Source organism: Francisella philomiragia subsp. philomiragia ATCC 25015, assembly GCF_000156715.1.
Taxonomy (GTDB): domain Bacteria; phylum Pseudomonadota; class Gammaproteobacteria; order Francisellales; family Francisellaceae; genus Francisella; species Francisella philomiragia.
Genome location: NZ_DS999312.1, coordinates 25,750 through 45,686 on the forward strand (window position 1 = coordinate 25,750; position 19,937 = coordinate 45,686).

The following is a 19,937-nucleotide window of genomic DNA, read 5'->3' on the forward strand; positions in this document are numbered from 1 at the left end:
TTTATGGCTTTACATGCCAAAAATAATATCAAACATAAGTTGTATAAAGAATCATTGCCAAAATTTGAAATTCCCAAAAAATCAAATGATGCTTTCGAAGCATATCAACAAATCAAAGATGAGTTAATGCTCGATGGTAATTCAAAGCAGAATTTGGCGACATTTTGTCAAACAGAAGTTGATGATTTCATTCACAAGCTTATGGATGATTGCATTGATAAAAATATGATTGATAAAGATGAATATCCTCAAACTGCAGAAATAGAGTCGCGATGTGTCAATATATTAGCAAACCTATGGAACTCTTCAGCAGAAAATGCAATTGGCTGCTCAACTACTGGCTCATCTGAAGCTGCTATGCTTGGCGGTATGGCGATGAAATGGCGCTGGAGAGATAAGATGAAAGCACAAGGTAAAGATTATACAAAACCTAATCTTGTCACAGGACCTGTGCAAGTCTGCTGGCATAAATTTGCTAGATATTGGGATATTGAGCTTAGAGAGATTCCAATGTCGAGTGAAAGTTTAATAATGACTCCAGAAACTATGCTTAAGTACTGTGATGAAAATACAATCGGAGTTGTGCCTACTTTGGGTGTTACCTTTACAGGTCAGTATGAGCCTGTTGAGGCTGTTTGTGAAGCACTTGATAAATTTGAGAGAGAGACAGGTATTAATATTCCAGTACATGTAGATGCTGCTTCTGGAGGCTTTTTGGCACCATTTGTAGAGCCTGAGCTGAAGTGGGATTTTAGATTACCAAGAGTTAAGTCAATTAATTCATCAGGACATAAGTTTGGTCTATCGCCGTTAGGGGTAGGTTGGGTTGTTTGGGCAGATAAGAAATACTTGCCCCAAGATTTGATTTTTAATGTTAATTATCTTGGTGGCGATATGCCGACATTTGCTTTGAATTTCTCTCGACCAGGTGGTCAGATAGTTGCCCAGTATTATAACTTTGTTAAGCTTGGTTTTGAAGGGTATAAAAATATTCATAAGCTTAGTTATGATGTTGCAAAATATATTGCTAAAGAAATTAAGGATATGGGTATCTTTGATATTATTCATGCTGGTAAAGGTGGTATCCCAGCGGTGAGTTGGTCACTTAAGGCAGGCAAAAGTTATGATTTGTTTGATATCTCTGAAAAAATTCGTGCTAGAGGTTGGCAGATAGCTGCTTATTCGATGCCAAAAGATAGACAAGACTTGGTAGTTATGCGAGTGCTTGTTAGGAGAGGCTTTAGCTTTGATTTAGCAGAGCTTATGATTAGGGATCTAAAAAATGTTATTAATTCTTTAGATAATAAATCTAAAGATATCGAAAGAGGTGGTTTTTCGCATTAGTAGTATTAGATGATTTTGATTAATTTATCATGATAAATATTGCTATAATATGTTTGTTAATTAATTTGGTATAAAGAGTAGTTGGTAGTTTTATGTGTGGAGTTATAGGAGTCGCTGGACCGAATCAGGTTAGTTATCCATTATTTTATGGTTTAAGTCTTTTGCAACATAGAGGTCAAGATGCAGCAGGTATCGCGACTATGGATCAAGGACATTTTTTTATTCGCAAAAATACAGGGCTTGTAAGTGATGTGTTTACTGATGAAAAGCTAGAAAAGTCAAAAGGTAATATGGGTATAGGGCATGTCAGATATCCAACTGCTGGAAGCTTAGGAGCTGCAGACAGTCAGCCTTTTTATGTAAATAATCCTCATGGTATAGTCTTTGCTCATAATGGTAATCTGACAAATGTTGCTGAGCTTGCACAGATGTTACATGATATCGAAAGACGTCATCTAAACACAACTTCTGATTCAGAGTTGCTTTTGAATTTTTTTGCATGTGGTATGAATAAATCAAAAGGTTGTCCAACACCTGAAGCTGTCTATAAAGCATGTGAGTTTGTTTTTGAACATGCTAAAGGTGGTTATGCTTGTACAGCGATGATAGCAAATTTTGGACTGGTGGCTTTTAGAGATCCGTATGGTATACGACCTTTGATACTAGGTGTTAAGGAATATGACAACGGCGAGAAAGCATATATGGTGGCTAGTGAGAGTGTTTCTTTAGATATATCGGGATTTAAGATACTAAGAGATGTTGAGCCAGGAGAAGTGATAATTATCACTGAGGATAGACAAGTTCACTCTAAGATATGTGCAAAAAATCCAGTTTTAGCACCTTGTCTATTTGAATATGTATACTTTGCACGTCCTGATAGTATTATGAATGGCGTAAGCGTATATCAAGCTAGAGTTGATGCTGGTAAAGTGTTAAGTCAACGAATCAAAGAAACATGGAAAGATAAAGAGATTGATATTGTAATCCCCGTGCCGGAGACAGGTAGAGCATCAGCCCAAGAGATAGCTACTGCTTTGGGTGTTGAGTACCGTGAAGGGTTTGTCAAAAACCGCTATGTGGGTAGAACATTTATCATGCCTGAGAATGTTGATAGAAAGAACTTTGTAAGAAGAAAGTTAAATCCAATACCAGCAGAATTTAAGGATAAGAATGTTTTGCTAGTTGATGACTCAATAGTTAGAGGTACAACATCTAAGCGTATTATTGAGATGGTTAGAGATTTGGGGGCGAAATCTGTATATCTTGCTTCTGTATCACCAGCTGTTTGTTATCCAAATGTATATGGTATTGATATGCCTGTTAAATCAGACTTGGTTGCACATGGTAAAACGTTAGAAGAAATTCGTGAGTGGATTGGAGTTGATGGATTGATTTATTTACCATTAGAAGATCTAAAGCAAATAGTTCAAAAGCAAAACCCTAAAATCACAGAGTTTGAAGATAGTGTTTTCTCTGGTAATTATATTACAGGTGATGTTGACGAAGCTTATTTGAACGAGCTAGAAAGACATAGAAAAGAGTTAAAAGAGTTAGAAAAGAAATATAAAGGGTTTGATAGCTAATGATTAGGATTTTTGAAGGGTTAAGCGCATTATCTCCATTTAAAAGAGAGAAGATTTTAGCAGATGCTAAAAAAATATCTAATAAAGTTGAGTCTGTATCTGCTCAATATATTCATGTTGTAGAACTTGAGTCAGAGTTAAGTAGTGAGCAAGAAAAAATAATTAAATCTTTACTTAACTACAATATAGAGTATGGTTCAACAGAGCCGAAGGGTCATACTTTTATTACGGCTCCAAGAGCAGGCACGATCTCTCCATGGTCATCAAAGGCTACTGATATTATCCGTAATACTGGTATCAGTGCTGTTAAGAGAGTAGAAAGAGCTGTTCTTTTTGGTATTGAGGGAAAGGTTTTTGATGGTGAGCTAAGAGCTATAGAAAATTTAGTACATGATCGTATGGTTGAGGAAGTCTTTTCTTGTAAAGAAGATCTGAATAGGTTGTTTAGTGTAACAGCACCAAAAGAGCTAGAGACAGTTAATGTTCTAGAAAATGGTGCTCAGGCTATCAAAGATGCGGATAAGAAGCTTGGATTAGCTTTAAGTGAGCAAGAGATTGATTATCTGGCTGATGAGTATACAAAGCTTGGTAGAAACCCTACTGATACAGAGTTATATATGTTTGCTCAAGCAAACTCAGAGCATTGTAGACATAAGATTTTTAATGCCAAATGGACTATAGATGGTCAAGAGCAAGATAAGTCATTGTTTAAAATGATTCGCAACACTACTGAGAAATCTCCGAAAGGTGTACTTTCTGCATATAAAGATAATGCAGCTGTGATAGAGGGTGCAACTGCTCAAAGATTCTATTCAAATACGCAAACTGGTGTTTATAGTTTCAATCAAGAGGAAGTTGATATCCTGATGAAAGTTGAGACTCATAATCACCCAACTGCTATAGCTCCATTTAGTGGTTCAGCTACTGGTGTTGGTGGCGAGATTCGTGATGAGGGAGCTACTGGATTGGGAGCTAAACCAAAAGCTGGTTTGACAGGTTTTACGGTATCAAACTTAAATATCCCAAATTTTGAACAAGCTTGGGAGACTAGCAAGTATGGTAAACCACACCATATAGTTACACCACTTCAAATTATGTTAGAGGCTCCAATAGGTGGGGCTCATTATTCAAATGAGTTTGGTCGACCAAATCTAAATGGTTATTTCCGTACTTTTGAGCAAGAGGTTAACACATCTGCTGGTAAAGAGATGTTTGGTTATCACAAGCCAATTATGATTGCTGGTGGTATGGGTAACATCAAAAGAATGCACGTTGAGAAAGGCGATATCAAAGTTGGTGCTAAGCTAATCTGTCTTGGTGGACCTGCAATGCGCATTGGTCTTGGTGGTGGAGCGGCATCTTCTGTTGTATCTTCTGATACTAACTCAGAGCTGGATTTTGCATCAGTTCAGCGTGATAATGCTGAGATGGAGCGTCGTTGCCAAGAGGTTATCGATAGATGTTGGCAAATGGGTGAGCATAATCCAATCACATTTATCCATGATGTTGGAGCTGGTGGTATCTCAAATGCGTTTCCTGAGCTTGTGAAAGATGGTAATGTCGGTGGTCATTTTGAGCTTAGAAAAGTGAGTGTCGGCGAAGAAGGACTTTCTCCATTAGAAATATGGTCAAATGAGTCACAAGAAAGATATGTATTATCAGTTGATCCTGAATCGCTAGAGCTTTTTGAACAGCTTTGTAACAGAGAAAGATGTCCATTTGCAGTAGTTGGTGAGGCAATTTCTGAGAAGCATATTACGTTAAATGATGAGTACTTTGATAATAAGCCGGTTGATTTACCAATGGGGTTATTATTCGGTAATACACCACAAATGCATATTGATGTTAAAACTGTCAAAGTAGAGCAAGATGCTTTTGATACGAGCGCTATTAAGCTTGATGAAGCGATTGAAAGAGTGCTAAAAGTACCGGCTGTAGCTTCTAAATCTTTCTTAATCACAATTGGCGATAGAAGTATTACAGGTATGGTTGCACGTGATCAAATGGTTGGTCCATGGCAAGTGCCTGTGGCTGACTGTGCTGTGACAACTGCTACAGTCGATAGTCAAGCAGGTGAAGCAATGGCAATGGGTGAAAGAACTCCTGTTGCTAGTATCAATGCGGCTGCTTCTGGTAGATTAGCAATTGCTGAGACTGTAACAAACTTATTAGCTTCTGATATTGAAAAATTAAGTGATATTCGCCTATCTGCAAACTGGATGGTTGCTGCAAATCAGGGTGACGAAAACCAAAAACTATATGAAACTGTAAAAGCAGTTGGTATGGAATTTGCACCAGAGTTAGGTATTGCAATACCAGTTGGTAAAGATTCAATGTCAATGAAAACTAAGTGGTCAGATAATGGTCAAGCTAAATCAGTAACATCACCTTTATCGTTAGTGATTTCTGGTTTCTCACCCGTGACAAATGCACGTAAGACTCTTACACCAGTTTTAGTTGATGATAATGATACAACTCTTTTACACATTGATCTATCAAATGGTGCCGGTAGACTTGGAGCTTCTTGTTTAGCCCAAGCTTATAACCAAGTTGGCAATATTGCACCAGATGTTGAAGCGACTAAGGTGAAAGTGTTATTTGAAAATATCACTAAACTAAAAGCTGAAAATAAAATCTTAGCATATCATGATGTATCTGATGGTGGTGTATTTGCAACTTTAGCAGAGATGTCATTCGCTGGGCGTAAAGGTTTAGATATCAATCTACAAACTCAAGATACATTAGCAAAACTTTTTGCTGAAGAAGTTGGCGCTGTTATCCAAGTTAAAAATAGTGATGTAGTACTAGTTGACAAGATGTTTAAAGATACTGAAATTCACCTGTGTGCAATAGCTAAGCTAAACTCTAGCGATGAGTTAAATATCTTTGCAAATGGTGAGAAAGTATACTCAAATACGCGTGTAAATTTACAAAGATGGTGGGCTGAGACTTCATATCAAATCCAATCAATCCGTGATAATAACGAATGTGCTAAACAAGAGTTTGATAGTATCTTAAATACTGATGATAAAGGTATACATGTAGAAGCAACATTTGATCTTGAAGAGGATATTACAGCTAAGTTTGTCAATGTTGAGAAGCCAAAAGTTGCAATCCTAAGAGAGCAAGGTGTTAACGGTCAAGTTGAGATGGCAGCAGCATTTACTACAGCTGGTTTTGAGGCTCATGATGTGCATATGTCAGATTTGCATGCTGGGCGTGTAACTTTGGCAGATTTCAAAGTATTGGTGGCTTGTGGTGGTTTCTCATATGGTGATGTTTTGGGTGCTGGTGGCGGCTGGGCGAAGAATATCCTATTTACAGAGAAGCTAAGAGATGAGTTTAGTAGATTCTTTGGTCGTAATGATACTCTAGCACTAGGCGTGTGTAATGGTTGTCAAATGCTTGCACAGCTTAAATCACTAATCAAAGGCGCTGAAAACTGGCCGATATTTATCAAGAATAAATCAGAGCAGTTTGAGGCTAGAGTGTCTATGGTTGAGATTCAAGAGTCTGATTCTATTTGGTTTGCGGATATGGCAGGTACAAAAGCACCAATTGCTGTAGCTCATGGTGAGGGTCGCCCATTATTTGAAAATGACAACCAGCAACAAGCTATGCTAGCAAGCTCACAAGTTGCTCTTAAATATATCGATGGGCAAGGTCAAGCAACAGAAATGTATCCATACAATCCAAATGGTGCAGTAAATGGTCTAACAGCTGTGACAGCTCTAGATGGTCGTGTCCTTGCAATGATGCCACACCCAGAGCGTGTATATAGAGCTATTACAAACTCGCATATCCCAGCAGAGTATGATGAGTATTCTGTATGGATGAGGATGTTTAGAAATGCTAGGAAGTGGGTTGGGTAGTGTTAAAGCTGTCAAAGAGAGAGTGCTTTGTTGAAATAACTAAAATAACAATATTTTTCATATCTTTATTTTTCTTATTTTTCTTTGATGGAGGGTTTTACTCTAACTTAACTTTGAAGTTGGTTTGTGCTTGTGTTCTAGGCTCTAGTTTTTTTTCAGCAGTTGCCCACATATATATTAAAAAAGCTTATCAAACAATTGATAAGCTTCTGTCAAAACTAATAAAGTCAATATTTCTAGATATTTCAGCTTTTAAAGATTTAGTAGGTTATATATTGATATGTGGCTTTTTAAAGAAGTTTACAACTTTTATTGCCGCTGGTGTTTTCTTTTTTATTTTAGCTGCGGGATATTATCAACAACAACACTTTAGAAGTGTATTAGGTATTGATAAAAATATATTTCAAGGATCTTTTTCTGATAATTTTTATGCAGTTAATGGAATAATTACATTATTATTTCCAAGTATAAAATGGTTTACCATATTATTCTTTACTAGCGTAGCTATATTGTTTTTTATTTGTATTCTTTTTGCTTTGGGGGCATTTCTCACAAAATATGCAGATCAAAATGAGAATAGATTATTTACGAGATGTCTTGGTCAATTATTATCTTTATTTGCTCTTGTTCCATTTGTATGGCTTTGTGTTATGATCATTATTACTCCTTTGGGTATAGCTGAATTGAGTTCTCGAGATACTGCTGAAGATGTGGTATTTAGTTTATTGGAAAAAGATATTAATGCTAAGCTACTTTTTACTGATCAAAACTATAACTATGTTATTTACCCTAAAGAAAGAGTTTTTTGTAGAACTTTGCTTGATGAATCTTTCTTTTCAATAGAAGAAGTATCTAGTAAGAAGCTTCTGGGATATAAATGTTTTATTCTTGGAGATGAAACTTTTCGTAAAGACTTATTGGAAAAAATTACTCAGGAAGAGCAAGAGAAGTCTAAACTAATTAAGGTTATGGGTGAAAAGAGTTATCAAAGGCTAGTTAATGCTTATGAGTAAAGTCTCGATACTTTAAATAATATGCTAAAATACTAATAGAGTATTTTAAATCTTAGATTTTCAATTACTCATTTTTATTGAAGATATTGAAGTTAACCCTGAAGAGGGTATAGTTTGGTAAGTGGTATTTGCAGAAATAGATTCTATAAATCTATTTCTTAGATTCCGCGGTCAAGCCTGACGGAATGACATGCCACTTTTGATACAGTTACACCTCTTCATTAACAACGAAGGGGAATTCTTATGATTAGAATCAAAAATGATAACTTATTAGTAGAGATTAGTGAGCTGGGTGCCGAAGTTCGCGCTGTTATTAATACAGCAACAGAGCATGAGTATATGTGGTCTGGAGATGGTCGCGTATGGGCTGGAGTGTCGCCAGTGCTATTTCCAGTAGTAGGTAAATCTCACGATAACAAAATCAAATATCAAGGTAAAGAATACCCTATGGGTAATCATGGTCTTGCTCGCCATACTGTATTTGATATTGTCTTACATAGTGAAAATAGTATCATCTTAGCTATGGAAACTACCAAAGAAGACTATCCATTTAGACTAAGATTGGAGATTTCATATACACTCGAAGCGAATAAACTTCTCACAGAGTACAATATTATAAACCTAGAGGATAATGTTGCATCATGTGGCTTTGGAGCTCATCCAGCGTTTGCTTGTCCATTCGATGATAAGCATCAGATAAATGATTATGAGATTACATTCTCTGAGCAAAAATTAGATTTTCATCCTATTACACCAGAGGCTTTTTATACTGGAGAAACCAAGCATTTCAAACTATCTAAAATTGAACTAGATAATTATACTTTTGATAATGATGCTCTTGTGTATAGTGGTTTCACAGATAAAAGAGTCAGATTAGCTGAGAAAGGTTCAAATCGTTATATTGAAGTTACTTTTGATGGCTTTGAATATCTTGGCTTATGGTCAAAACCTAAGGCTAATGCTCCGTATGTATGTATTGAGCCGTGGTGTGGTAGAAGTGATACACTAGGTATGGATGTTGATATTGAGTATCGTATAGGTAACGTTGAGATAGAACCTAAACAGATTTTTTCTCGCGCATATACTATAGAATTTGGGTATTAGTTATATTATTCAAAATATGATAAAAGTTTACACTTTTTGAATTCGTAAGATTAATTACTATGAGTAATAGACTCTAGTATATCTAAGTATGTATCTATAAGAATAAATCCTTCATTATCCGTTGTTACATTTTTTTGTCCAAAAGGCTTAAGAAAACCTTCCGGAGCCATATCTCTGCTGATACTTTTTGTCGCAGCAAATTTCATCACGCTATTACTTATTTCTTCCGCACTAGTATTAGCATGTTTAGGTTTATATGACATTTGCATTTCTTTTTGGACAGAGCCTACATCTTTACAAGTGACTTCATCAGTTACTAACTTTAGATATACAGACTCTGCGGGAGTTGTTGATACAAACAGGATATTTACACAGTTTTCATATTTATGACTATTTATCTGTATTTCAGGTATGAGCTTGTAAGCAAGTAGTTTTTCATTAACAGCACCATATCTATCACCATTATCCAAAAGCATCTCTTGACCTAGCGTGATTCTAGCTGGTAAGAGTAGGGTGCTATTAGGGTACACCTTGTCAGTCAGATATACATCACCAAAGAAATTTACATAATAAGTCTCATAATATTGTTCTAATATTTTATCTTTGCTGTTTTTTACAGTTACAAAGTACTGACACTTTGTGTTGTCATTATTGCAAGATTCAATATCTATATCAATAAAAATAGATTTGTTTGCTTTTAGGGCTGTTCTTTTGTAGTGGTACTGAGTATCAGGTTGCATAGATATGTAATCACTACCGTTAATTATAGTCGTAGAACAGCCAGCCAATAATGCTATTGAAATTAAAGCAAAGAGTATTTTTTTCATATATTTTTACTTTGTGATAGACATAAGTATATTTTTGTAGACAATTGGTTTTTCTGAATTAAAAGTCTCTTTTAAAGTATCTTTGACTAGCCCAATTTTTTTACAGTATGTTTCTATACTTTGAGTTTTTTCAACTTGTCCTTTATATTTTACAGTTGAGTTAGCTTCTAGTTCGATACAGTTCTCATAATCTTTACCGTTAATAGTCAGTTTAGGAATTTCTTTTTTAAATTCATAAGTATTTGAGAACTTACTGTTACCTATTGTTATATTTTCTTTTCTAATCTTGTTAAATTCTATATTAGCTGGTAAAAGTAGTGTTTCTTTATCAGAATTAGGGTATTGAATATATACATCGCCGTTATTTTTCGTTATATAACTATATACATACTTTGATTGAGATACTTCTTTACCCGATGGTTCTTTAATTTCGCTGAAATACTGACATGATGTCTTATCATCGCTACAGTTCTTTATTGTTGTTTGAACTAAGAAGTTATCTTTATCATCAGCATCAACACGTTCGAAATTATATGTTGTACCAACATCTGTTGAAATATAGTCACTACCTTTTAATACTGAGCTATAGCCTGTAGATGCTAGAGTCATAATTGCGATTGATGTGAATATAAGCTTTTTCATGCTATCTCCTTTTACTAGGTAATCTATTTTGACCTGTGTATTAAAAACAATAAGTATTTTTTAGTCATAATCTTTAGATAGTATTATAGCAAATGAGCTGAAAAAAATTAGTAAAATCGTTGGAGAGTAATATTTATAAAAATGTTGACAATATGGCTCCATTTGAGAGAATTAAAATATATTTATGTTGAATCAAATAAATCATTGTATATAGTCGCTTCTTGTTTTTAGCCATATGTTTTTGTGTCTGATGTGTCGAGGGTGCTTATACATGTTTATCGAATAGGATAGTAAGATGATAAAAAGGTATGATGTAGCAGAAATCTCAAAGATTTGGGCAGATGAAAATAAATATGCAAAAATGCTTGAGGTTGAGTTAGCAATTCTTGAAGCTTTAGAGGACAAAATGGTTCCCAAAGGTACGGCAGCTGAGATTCGTGCTAAAGCAGAGATTAGACCTGATAGAGTTGATGAAATCGAGAAAGTTACCAAGCACGATATTATAGCTTTTTGTACTTCAATTGCTGAGCAATTCACAGCTGAAACTGGTAAGTTTTTTCATTTTGGTGTTACATCTTCAGATATTATCGATTCAGCTCTTAGCTTACAGATCCGTGAGTCAATGGAGTATGTTGTTAGAGACTTAGAGTCTTTATGTGATTCATTATTAGCAAAAGCTCAAGAAACAAAAGAAATCATTACTATGGGTAGAAGTCATGGTATGTTTGCAGAACCTATGAGCTTCGGTCAGAAGTTTTTGGGTGCTTATGTTGAGTTTAAACGTAGACTAAAAGATCTTAAAGAATTCCAAAAAGATGGTTTGACAGTACAGTTCTCAGGCGCGGTAGGTAACTACTGTATTTTAACTACAGAAGATGAGAAAAAGGCAGCTGATATTTTAGGTTTACCAGTTGAAGAAGTGTCAACTCAGGTTATCCCAAGAGATAGAATTGCTAAACTAATTTCTATTCATGGACTTATTGCTTCTGCTATTGAGAGATTAGCAGTTGAGATTAGACATTTGCATAGAAGTGATGTTTTCGAAGTGTATGAAGGTTTCTCTAAAGGTCAAAAAGGCTCTTCAACTATGCCACATAAGAAAAACCCAATTTCTACTGAAAACTTAACAGGTATGGCAAGGATGTTAAGATCTCATGTATCTGTAGCATTAGAGAATTGTGTACTATGGCATGAAAGAGATATTTCTCATTCCTCAGCAGAGCGTTTTTACTTACCAGATAATTTCGGTATTATGGTTTACGCGCTACGTAGAATGAAAAATACTATCGATAACCTTGTAGTTCAAAAAGATATTATCGAAGATCGAGTAAGAAGTACAAGTGCATATTTATCAAGTTTCTATCTACATTTCTTAGTAGCAAATACACCATTTATGCGTGAGGATTGTTACAAGATTGTTCAGCAAGTTGCTTTTGATCTTAAGCAAGGTGAGTCATTCTCGAAAAACTTGCAAAAAGTAATGCAAGATGAGCATAGTATCATTTTAGATGTTCCAGAAATGGATTTTGAGGGTATCAAGAAAACTTATCTAAAAGAAATTGATCATGTTTTTGCAAGGTCAATCAAAGTTTAGAAATGGTTTAAATCAGTTTCCATTTATCTCTTCACTACAAATATGTATCTTTGCTAGATACATGTAGTATCATTACATAAAATTAATATCCTAGTGTAGACATTATTTAAAACAATATTATACTAAAGCAGTATAGTTGTTATTATGTCGTATTTTATTTTTATGTTGTATAAACAAATTAAATCAGTACTGAAAATTCCTAGACATACCGTATATACGCTTATTATATACAGTTTACTATTAGGTTTTTTATCACTAACAATTCCTGTATCAGTTCAAACATTAGTTAATCTTGTTGGCGTTAGTTTGTCTATTAGGCCAGTTATATCATTGATAACTATTCTGTTTATTCTATTAACAGCAGCTTTTTTTGTGAGGATTTTTCAACTAAAGCTTGTTGAAGATATCCAAAGGAAAATCTTTGTAGATGTAGTACTGCGAGTGATAACTGCTATCTATCGAGTTGATTTTAACAAGTTAGATAAGATAAATGTTCGCGAGAAAATTAACAGGGCTTTTGAACTTAAGTTTTTGCAAAAGTCGGTATCAGTTATTTTCATAATCCTTCTGGATATATTCTTGCAGACTCTTTTTTGTGTAATTATTTTAGCGTTTTATCATCCATTATTTTTAGTCTTCGATATTTTATTGATTACTTGTATCATACTGTCAATATTTGTGCCGATGAACGCTGGGTATAAAGCTGGACTTAAAGAGTCGAGTAATATTTATGATATTGTTGACTCTCTTGAAGAGAAAACAGCGGAGTTTTTATCATTTAAACAACGCCCTCTAAATAATTCTATGAAAAAGGTCGATACCAAATTATGTAACTATTTAGATGCTAGATCTAATTTCTTTGGTGTAGTCTTGAGACAGCATGTATACATAGGTTTGACATACATATTCATAAATATTCTACTATTAGGTATCGGTAGTTATCTGATCATAAATGGTCAGTTATCTATTGGTCAGTTGATTGCTGCAGAGCTTTTGGTCAATATAGTTCTACTTGGATTACTGAAATTTAGTCAATATTTATATGATTGTTATGGTTTTCTTGTGGCGGTGCGTAAGATTCTAGATTTATTGGAGATTTCTCAAGAAGATAAAGTGCGTGCAGAGCATAAAGAAGCTAAGCTAGCTGATAATGTTGTATCATTGGATGTTATATTAGCCGACGATGAGCAAAAGTATACTTTTGATTACACTCAAAATCAGTTTTATGAACTTTGTTTATCAATAAATAGTGCGCAAAAGCTTCTAGATTCTTTCTTTGATGATAATTCTCTTGGAGTAATAAAATTAAATGGTGTTTGTCTGACAAACTACTCTAAGCAAGAGATTGGTGACAAAATCCATATTGCTAGTGGTATAGAGGTCATTGCAGGTACTGTGCTTGACAATTTATGTGAGGGTGATTTCTCTCAAGAGAGGCTTGAGTATCTAAGTGAATTATTAGATATCTTTGGTATTGCTTTTCTTGAAAAGTATTTTGAAAAAGAAATTGATTCACAAACTATCAAATACAATTTAGAGTTTAATACAATGGTAGTATTAAAGATGAATTTAATAAGAGCTATTTTAAAACAGCCTAAGCTATTAATATTAATTGATTCGTATGGCTTAACAAACAGGAATGGTCATATGGCAATTACACATATACTACGTAAAATAGCAACACCAACGTTAATTATATCTATTCAGTAAGTGGGGATTTAATGATGCAATTAAAATCATCAGAAATGCTTAGAAAAGACCCTAGCTTTAAAAAGATTATATTCTTGGTTTTATTGAGCATTATTGTTATAGGTGTTGTCTTGGGTATGATTCCGTGGCAACAAACTATCGATGGCTATGGCGATGTTACAACTTTATCACCATCTGAGCGTCAGCAAAATATATCTGCTCCTATTGGAGGTAGACTAGGTAAATGGTATGTATTTGAAGGTGATGCTGTTAAAAAAGGGGATCCTATCGTTGAGGTGCTTGATCTTGATCCTGAGGTTGTCTCTCGTTTAGAGGAAGAAAAGGCAGCAATTGAGCTGGGTATCAAGTCAGTTAAACTAGCAATAAAAAATACACAAAATAATATCGAAAGACATAAATATCTAGTAGATAAAGGAGCGAGTACTCAAAGAATATATGAGCAGGCTCAGATGGAGATGGTAAATTATACTCAAGAACTATCAAAACTTAATGTTGATCTAGCAAAAGTAAAAGTACAAATAGCACGTCAACAAAGCCGTTTAGTCAAAGCTCCTACTGATGGTGTGATAATGGATCGTATCCATGGTATGGGAGGGGTAATAGTCAAAGATACAGATGTATTAGCAGTTATAGTTCCAGAGAGTAAGTCTAGAATAGTTGAATTATGGGTTAATAGTATGGATGTACCTATGGTCAAGGTTGGCGATAAGGTAATGCTACAATTTGAAGGATGGCCTGCTATACAGTTTAGTGGCTGGCCTCAGGTAGCAATTGGTACCTTCGAAGGCGAGGTTATATTTATCTCTCCACAAAATAATGCCCAAGGACAGTTTAAGATATTTGTTAAACAAAGTGGTAGTAGGGATTGGCCATCTCCTGATGTGTTAAGACTAGGTACCAAAGTACATGGTTGGGTATTGCTTAATGATGTTAGTTTAGGTTATGAGCTATGGCGTAGATATAATGGTTTCCCGATAAATCTAAACAGTAGCCAGCTACATATAGGTATCAAAAAGAGTGAATCAGTGATTAAACCTGTAACGATAAAAGAGCAAGTACAGAATCAGCCATCAAATATAAAATAGCAATAGCTACACCTTTCTTTATGTTTATGAGTATTCTATAATTTATGGGTATTTGTTTCTAATGATTTATTTGGGTGTTTAAATGGATAAAAAACTAGTAAAACATATTGCTAAGCTATCTTGTTTTGATTTGAATGAGCAGCAGTTAGAGCAGTATACTCAAGACCTTACAAATATTTGTAAGATTCTTGATGCCGTCAAAGATTTTGATGCCAATGGAGTTACACCGATGGTTTCTCCAATTAGTGTTGATTTTAAATTTCGTGAAGATATTCCTCAAGATCAAGATAATCGAGCAAGTTTTGATAAATTTGCTTGTGAAGTAGTTGATGATTATTTTATGGTGCCACAGGTTGTTAAATAGGGTGAGCAATGTCATATATTAAAAAATTGAGAGCTAGACTAGATAGTGGCGAAGTCACAGCGGTTGAACTAACTAAGCAATATCTAGCAAAAATAAAAGACCAAGATAAAAGTATAAACTCTGTAATTACACTATGTGAAGCAGAAGCGTTAAAAGAAGCAGAAAATGCTGACGCTATTATTTCTGCAGGTAAGCAAAGTTTGTTGACTGGTATACCTATTTTGCATAAAGATCTTTTTTGTACAAAAGGTATCAAAACAACAGCAGCGTCTAAGATGCTAGATAACTTTGTAGCTCCATATGATTCAACAGTTACAAAAAACTGTAAAGATCAAGGTATGGTGACTCTTGGTAAGTTAAATATGGATGAGTTCGCTATGGGCTCAACTAATGAGCATAGCTATTACGGAGCTGTTAGTAATCCTTGGGACTTGGATAGAGTACCAGGTGGATCTTCAGGTGGTTCAGCGGCTGCGGTTGCTGCAGGATTTGCTCCTGTTAGTACAGGTTCAGATACTGGTGGATCTGTGAGACAGCCTGCGAGTTTTTGTGGTCTAACAGCTATGAAGCCAACTTATGGAAGTACTTCAAGATTTGGTATGGTAGCCTTTGCATCATCTTTTGATCAAGCAGGTATCTTTGGACATTATGCAGAAGATGTAGCTATTATGTTAGATGCTATCTCTGGAGAGTGTCAGTATGATTCTACATGTGTTGGTGTCAAAGAAAATCATTTTACACAAGATTTAGAAAAAGATATCTCAGGTAAAGTAATTGGTGTTGATGAAAGTTTGATCAAAGACTTACCAGCACAAATACAAGAAGCTGTATCAAAAACTCTTGATAATTTCAAAAAGCTAGGAGCTGAAATAAAGTCAGTTAAAGTTCCTGATTTAAAAGAGGCTCTTTCAACTTACTATATCATAACGCCAGCAGAAGCAGCAGCTAACCTAGCTAGATATGATGGTATTAGATATGGCTATCGTAATCCAGAAGCTAGAGACTTAGATGAGCTATACAGAAAATCTCGTACTGATGGTTTTGGTGAAGAGGTTAAGCGTAGAATCATGATAGGTAACTATGTGCTAGCATCAAGTCAGTATGACTCTTATTATAATAAGGCTCAGCAGCTACGTAAGTTGATGACTGATCAAATTAATCAAATATTTGAGCAAGTTGATGTTATATTCATGCCTGCAGCTCCAAGTGAAGCTTTCAAAAAAGGCGATAAGTTAGATCCTGTTTCGGCATATTTATCAGATATTTATACTATACCAGCTAATATATCAGGTCTACCAGCAATAGCTTTTCCGATTGGTTTTGCTAATGATTTACCTGTTGGTGGTCAGTTCATGGCTAAAGCATTTAATGATAATGTTTTGACACAAATGGTCACACAATATCAAAATAGTTATGGTATTGAAGAATTTATTTTAGAACAAGCGAGGATTTAATAGTGAATTGGGAAATGGTGATAGGGCTAGAGGTCCATATTCAGTTAAGTACTAAATCTAAGCTGTTTTCGACTTCTGCAACAAAATATGGGCAGCATCAAAATACTCAGGCTGCATTTTTAGATTTAGGTTTGCCAGGAACTTTGCCTGTAGTAAATAAAGAAGCTATTCGTAAAGCTGTTATATTTGGTTTAGCTGTAGATGCTAAAATATCAAAAGATAGCTTCTTCGCACGTAAGAATTACTTTTATCCAGATTTACCAAAAGGCTACCAGATTAGTCAATCTAATAATCCAATAGTCCAAGAGGGTAAGCTAGATATTGAAACTTCTAATGGAACCAAAACTATCAGAATTGAGCGAGCTCATCTAGAAGAAGATGCTGGTAAATCAGTTCATGGTTATGTCGCTGGTGAGACAGGGTTGGATTATAACCGTGCAGGTACACCACTTTTAGAAATTGTTACATATCCTGATTTTAGGTCATCTGAAGAAGTAGTTTCTTATCTTAAAAAGCTTCATCAGCTAGTCAAGCATTTGGGTATATGTGATGGTAATATGCAAGAAGGCTCGTTTAGATGTGATGTCAACTTGTCAATTAGACCACAAGGTCAAGATAAGTTTGGTACTCGTGCAGAACTTAAAAACATAAACTCGTTTAGATTTATTGATAAAGCGATTGAGTATGAATATGCTCGTCAAATAGCTGTGCTAGAGTCTGGTGGAGAGGTTGTTCAAGAAACTCGTCTATATGATGCGGATGCAAATGAAACACGCTCAATGCGTGCAAAAGAGGATGCTTTTGATTATCGTTATTTCCCAGATCCAGATTTATTACCATTGGTAATAACTGATGAATATATCGAAAGTATCAAAAAGCAGATGCCACTTAAGCCAGAAGAGCGTGAAGCGGTCTATCGTGAGCATTTAGCTGATCAAGAAGTTGAGTTTTTATTATCAAATCTTGAAATAGCAGATTATTATGATCAAGTAGCAGCTGTGATAGGCTATAAGCCCGCGTATAACTGGATAACAGTCGATTTAATATCAACTCTTAATAGAGCGGAAAAAGAATTCTCAGTAGATATAATCCCAGCAGAGATTCTATTAGAGATTATTGATAATGTCCAAAAAGATGTTATCTCACAAGCGAATGCTAAAAAAGTCATAGCAGAATATATTGAGTCAGCAACATCTGTTGCTAATATCATCGAGAAACTAGGTTTGAAACAAGTATCAGATGAGGGCGCAATAAGAGAATTAGTTCAAGGTATAATTGTAGCTAATCCTCAACAAGCTGCTGACTTTAAGGCCGGTAAGACTAAGCTTATGAGCTTCTTTGTTGGTCAAGCTATGAAGGCAAGTAAAGGTAAGGCGAATCCTAAGCAGGTTAATCAAATAGTTCAAGAAGAGCTTAATAAATAAAATAGGAAAATCAAATGAATACAAATAAATTTTACTATCATCTTATGAAGCTAAATGTTTTAAGTAGTAGCTACGTTGATGATGCTTATAAAGTTGCTTGGAAAGGAAATGTATACCCATTTTTTCATGATAGCAAGTATGAGTTTCATTATGAGGTTGCAAAGTACTTTGACAGAGCTGATGAGAAAACTATAGATAAGCTTTGCTCTTTATTAGATGATTATATTGATGAGAAAACAGATTTTTCTAATTTCGAAGAAAAGGTTGAAAAGGTAGTTGGTAAAGGTAATGTATTTTATGTTCTTGATTATATTTTTAAGTCAGGCCAATACCAGCAACTTTTGGAAAATGTTAAATTGAATAAAATTCACTTTAGCCAACATTTTATTGATCGTTTTGTCGCTGGTGGCTATTTCGATTAAGTTTTCTACCTATATATTTATTCCTAAATACTCGTTAGCAATATATTCAAATAGTGCTTTATGCACTTGATAGGTTGGATGGACACCATCCCAGAATATATATTCTTGAGGATTATCACATAATTTACCAGTTTCAGCAGCTAAAATCGCACTAGTAATATCTGGATTCAGAGGAATTTTATTCATATCTAGCTCTCCTGATGAAATATTCTCAGATTCTTGAAGTAGGATAGTCTTGGGATTGCCTCTTAATAGGTTTTCATAAAACTCTTTTGAGTTTAGACCATCTGGATTATAAGAGAAATAACCACCACTCCAGCAACTTTGGTTGGTTTTGCTTGAGCTTATCGAAGTGTGATATTTTTTGTTGAAATTATCAGTATCATTAACAAGCATCTCAAATATTGGATTCATATCTACAAATTCTATATTGGTTTGGTCTTCAGCAAACTGTTTTAGAATTTGGTTATGTAGAGAAGATACTTCTTTTAAGAGGTTTTGGTTGCCTATATTTTTTGACTCTGGTGTTAAACCTAGATTAGGTAGTCCTATAACTAGAGTTTTTTGTGCTTTTACAGTTTTGATAGCTGCTATAATCTTGTCAGTAACCTCGCTAGCAATATTCTTGAGTAAGTTAGGATCTTGATTGGCTGATATTGTTAAATAGTCATTTGCACCAATAAAAAATATTGCTAGATTTTTATTGGTATCGTGAGCTCCATCATCGAGAGAATATGCTTGAAGTTCAGTGTCTATCGTATAGGGTAAGCCAAGATCTGTCCAAGATGGTTCAAAGACAGCGGTAGCTCCTCCAACAGCATAATTACTGATTGGGATTTTATTTTCTAGAATTCCACTTAACATTGTTGTCCAAACTGAGCCATTAGAAAACATACCTCTATAATAAGGAGTTGATCTTGGGATAATTCCATTTGTATAACCATATAAGTTGCCTGTATCGCTTAGGCTATCTCCAAATATAAGTATTCTTTCTATGTCTTTGAGTTTTGAGTCTTGCGGGTTTGTGAATTTCGGACAGGTAGAGATTGTAAATATAGGTATACGATATTTTAGTGTTGTTGTGTAGCTATGCCAACTATAGTCAAAATCATTATTTTGATGCTCTATAGCTATATCACCATTCAAATTATCAAAATTCGCACTATTAATAGTCCAACCATTTTTTAGATTATATTGTATTGAACCATTATATTGTAAATTCTCAGAATGGAAGTTTATATCTATAGTTGAGTTATAATCTACAAACTTATCATTGGTATACTGTCCAACATTGATATACTGATTTGCATCTAATACTTGATTGTTTATGGCACTTCCAGTGCTATTTCCTGGAGATATACTGAATGATATTGGGACTGAACAGTTATTCTCTATAATAATTTGTGATCTTGCATCAGCATAACATAATTCAGTTAAGGAAGTGGTTAACGTCAAAAAAACCAGACTAAGCTTTCTCATGTATACAAAAAATAAACTAA

15 protein-coding genes are annotated in these 19,937 nt (G+C 34.7%); 12 read left to right on the forward strand and 3 right to left on the reverse strand.

Translation table 11 applies throughout. The features are described 5' to 3' along the window. Positions 1 to 3: 3 nt before the first annotated feature. The 5 genes from FTPG_RS02875 (at position 4) to FTPG_RS02895 (ending at position 8,916) form a co-directional block, all read left to right on the forward strand. A complete protein-coding gene (locus FTPG_RS02875) occupies positions 4 to 1,344 on the forward strand; it encodes a glutamate decarboxylase (protein ID WP_004286925.1) in 1,341 nt (446 codons plus the stop codon). A gap of 92 nt (positions 1,345 to 1,436) precedes the next feature. After that, a complete protein-coding gene (purF, locus tag FTPG_RS02880; protein ID WP_004286926.1) occupies positions 1,437 to 2,927 on the forward strand; it encodes an amidophosphoribosyltransferase in 1,491 nt (496 codons plus the stop codon). After that, on the forward strand, positions 2,927 to 6,799 hold the full coding sequence (purL, locus tag FTPG_RS02885; protein ID WP_004286927.1) for a phosphoribosylformylglycinamidine synthase: 3,873 nt from the start codon (positions 2,927 to 2,929) through the stop codon (positions 6,797 to 6,799). The genes purF and purL overlap by 1 nt, the downstream gene beginning before the upstream one ends. Next, on the forward strand, positions 6,799 to 7,812 hold the full coding sequence (locus FTPG_RS02890) for a hypothetical protein (protein WP_035722238.1): 1,014 nt from the start codon (positions 6,799 to 6,801) through the stop codon (positions 7,810 to 7,812). The genes purL and FTPG_RS02890 overlap by 1 nt, the downstream gene beginning before the upstream one ends. A gap of 243 nt (positions 7,813 to 8,055) precedes the next feature. Then, positions 8,056 to 8,916, forward strand: a complete 861-nt coding sequence (locus FTPG_RS02895; RefSeq protein ID WP_004286929.1) for an aldose 1-epimerase family protein — start codon at positions 8,056 to 8,058, stop codon at positions 8,914 to 8,916. Positions 8,917 to 8,966: 50 nt separating this feature from the next. Here the strand turns inward: FTPG_RS02895 and FTPG_RS02900 are convergent, their stop codons facing one another. Together FTPG_RS02900 and FTPG_RS02905 are read right to left on the reverse strand one after the other, a co-directional pair. Next, positions 8,967 to 9,743, reverse strand: a complete 777-nt coding sequence (locus tag FTPG_RS02900; protein ID WP_004286930.1) for a lipoprotein — start codon at positions 9,741 to 9,743, stop codon at positions 8,967 to 8,969. Positions 9,744 to 9,749: 6 nt separating this feature from the next. Then, complete coding sequence (locus FTPG_RS02905; RefSeq protein WP_004286931.1) at positions 9,750 to 10,385, reverse strand: hypothetical protein; 636 nt, start codon at positions 10,383 to 10,385, stop codon at positions 9,750 to 9,752. Positions 10,386 to 10,680: 295 nt separating this feature from the next. Here FTPG_RS02905 and purB point away from each other — a divergent pair, with 295 nt between their 5' ends. From purB to FTPG_RS02940, 7 genes are all read left to right on the forward strand, one after another. Beyond that, positions 10,681 to 11,979 carry an adenylosuccinate lyase gene (gene purB / locus FTPG_RS02910; protein ID WP_004286932.1) on the forward strand — a complete coding sequence of 433 codons (1,299 nt, stop codon included), beginning with the start codon at positions 10,681 to 10,683 and terminating at the stop codon, positions 11,977 to 11,979. Positions 11,980 to 12,141: 162 nt separating this feature from the next. Continuing rightward, a complete protein-coding gene (locus tag FTPG_RS02915; RefSeq protein WP_004286933.1) occupies positions 12,142 to 13,689 on the forward strand; it encodes an ATP-binding cassette domain-containing protein in 1,548 nt (515 codons plus the stop codon). 14 nt (positions 13,690 to 13,703) lie between these two features. Continuing rightward, on the forward strand, positions 13,704 to 14,774 hold the full coding sequence (locus tag FTPG_RS02920) for an HlyD family secretion protein (RefSeq protein WP_004286934.1): 1,071 nt from the start codon (positions 13,704 to 13,706) through the stop codon (positions 14,772 to 14,774). 82 nt (positions 14,775 to 14,856) lie between these two features. After that, positions 14,857 to 15,138, forward strand: coding sequence for an Asp-tRNA(Asn)/Glu-tRNA(Gln) amidotransferase subunit GatC (gene gatC / locus FTPG_RS02925; RefSeq protein ID WP_004286935.1), 282 nt, complete (start codon positions 14,857 to 14,859; stop codon positions 15,136 to 15,138). An 8-nt stretch (positions 15,139 to 15,146) separates the two neighbouring features. Continuing rightward, entirely contained in the window at positions 15,147 to 16,592 is a 1,446-nt protein-coding gene (gatA, locus tag FTPG_RS02930) for an Asp-tRNA(Asn)/Glu-tRNA(Gln) amidotransferase subunit GatA (protein ID WP_004286936.1), read from the forward strand. 2 nt (positions 16,593 to 16,594) lie between these two features. After that, the gene (gene gatB, locus FTPG_RS02935) at positions 16,595 to 18,016 is read left to right on the forward strand and encodes an Asp-tRNA(Asn)/Glu-tRNA(Gln) amidotransferase subunit GatB (RefSeq protein WP_004286937.1); all 1,422 of its coding nucleotides are present in this window, start codon (positions 16,595 to 16,597) and stop codon (positions 18,014 to 18,016) included. Positions 18,017 to 18,030: 14 nt separating this feature from the next. Beyond that, positions 18,031 to 18,438 carry a hypothetical protein gene (locus FTPG_RS02940; protein ID WP_004286938.1) on the forward strand — a complete coding sequence of 136 codons (408 nt, stop codon included), beginning with the start codon at positions 18,031 to 18,033 and terminating at the stop codon, positions 18,436 to 18,438. Positions 18,439 to 18,447: 9 nt separating this feature from the next. On the opposite strand, the gene FTPG_RS02945 is transcribed toward FTPG_RS02940, so the two are convergent. Beyond that, complete coding sequence (locus FTPG_RS02945) at positions 18,448 to 19,917, reverse strand: SGNH/GDSL hydrolase family protein (protein WP_004286939.1); 1,470 nt, start codon at positions 19,915 to 19,917, stop codon at positions 18,448 to 18,450. Positions 19,918 to 19,937 lie beyond the last annotated feature (20 nt).

Bases quoted from the DNA above. Each gene is read 5' to 3' on its own strand.
- FTPG_RS02915 (WP_004286933.1), top strand. From the start codon at position 12,142: ATGTTGTATAAACAAATTAAATCAGTACTGAAAATTCCTAGACATACC.
- gatA (WP_004286936.1), top strand. From the start codon at position 15,147: ATGTCATATATTAAAAAATTGAGAGCTAGACTAGATAGTGGCGAAGTC.
- purF (WP_004286926.1), top strand. From the start codon at position 1,437: ATGTGTGGAGTTATAGGAGTCGCTGGACCGAATCAGGTTAGTTATCCA.
- FTPG_RS02875 (WP_004286925.1), top strand. From the start codon at position 4: ATGGCTTTACATGCCAAAAATAATATCAAACATAAGTTGTATAAAGAA.
- FTPG_RS02940 (WP_004286938.1), top strand. From the start codon at position 18,031: ATGAATACAAATAAATTTTACTATCATCTTATGAAGCTAAATGTTTTA.
- purB (WP_004286932.1), top strand. From the start codon at position 10,681: ATGATAAAAAGGTATGATGTAGCAGAAATCTCAAAGATTTGGGCAGAT.
- FTPG_RS02895 (WP_004286929.1), top strand. From the start codon at position 8,056: ATGATTAGAATCAAAAATGATAACTTATTAGTAGAGATTAGTGAGCTG.
- FTPG_RS02900 (WP_004286930.1), bottom strand. From the start codon at position 9,743: ATGAAAAAAATACTCTTTGCTTTAATTTCAATAGCATTATTGGCTGGC.
- FTPG_RS02920 (WP_004286934.1), top strand. From the start codon at position 13,704: ATGCAATTAAAATCATCAGAAATGCTTAGAAAAGACCCTAGCTTTAAA.
- gatC (WP_004286935.1), top strand. From the start codon at position 14,857: ATGGATAAAAAACTAGTAAAACATATTGCTAAGCTATCTTGTTTTGAT.
- FTPG_RS02905 (WP_004286931.1), bottom strand. From the start codon at position 10,385: ATGAAAAAGCTTATATTCACATCAATCGCAATTATGACTCTAGCATCT.
- purL (WP_004286927.1), top strand. From the start codon at position 2,927: ATGATTAGGATTTTTGAAGGGTTAAGCGCATTATCTCCATTTAAAAGA.
- FTPG_RS02945 (WP_004286939.1), bottom strand. From the start codon at position 19,917: ATGAGAAAGCTTAGTCTGGTTTTTTTGACGTTAACCACTTCCTTAACT.